This is a genomic window from Actinokineospora xionganensis (assembly GCF_014323725.1).
In the GTDB taxonomy this organism is placed as follows: Bacteria; Actinomycetota; Actinomycetes; order Mycobacteriales; family Pseudonocardiaceae; genus Actinokineospora; species Actinokineospora xionganensis.
In genome coordinates this window covers 1-570 of record NZ_JABVED010000063.1, presented here as the reverse complement: position 1 = coordinate 570, position 570 = coordinate 1, and the positions used below count along the sequence as shown (strand labels likewise).

The 570-nt window shown below is 69.1% G+C and carries 1 protein-coding gene; it reads right to left on the bottom strand.

Annotated elements, in window-relative coordinates; genetic code table 11:
* Positions 1 to 2 precede the first annotated feature (2 nt).
* Positions 3 to 570, bottom strand: a 568-nt coding sequence (locus GPZ80_RS31900; RefSeq protein WP_187224816.1) for a 23S rRNA (adenine(2503)-C(2))-methyltransferase RlmN, incomplete at its 5' end; no start/stop codon positions are given.

Genomic DNA, 570 nt, shown 5'->3' with positions numbered 1-570 from the left:
GGTCAGCCTTCGGCGGCGAGTTGGCCGCAGGCGGCGGCGATTTCCTGGCCGCGGGTGTCGCGGACCGTGCAGGCGACTCCGCCCGCGTTGACCCGGCGGACGAACTCGCGCTCCACGGGCTTCGGCGCCGCGTCCCACTTGGAGCCCGGGGTGGGGTTCAACGGGATCACGTTGACGTGGACCAGCTGTCCCAAGTGCTTGCGCAAGCGCTTCGCCAGGAGGTCGGCGCGCCAGGGCTGGTCGTTGATGTCCCTGATCAACGCGTACTCGATCGACACCCGTCGGCCTGAGACGTCGGCGTAATAGCGGGCCGCTTCCAGCACCTCGTCGACCGACCAGCGGTTGTTCACCGGCACCAGCGTGTCGCGCAGCTCGTCGTCCGGGGTGTGCAGGGACACCGCGAGGCGGACCTGCATCTTCTCGTCCGCCAGCTTGCGGATCGCCGGGGCCAAACCGACCGTCGACACCGTCACCGACCGGTGCGAGATGCCCAGACCTTCGGGCGCCGGGTCACAAATGCGGTGGACCGCCTCCACCACGCGCTTGTAATTGGCGAGGGGTTCGCCCATG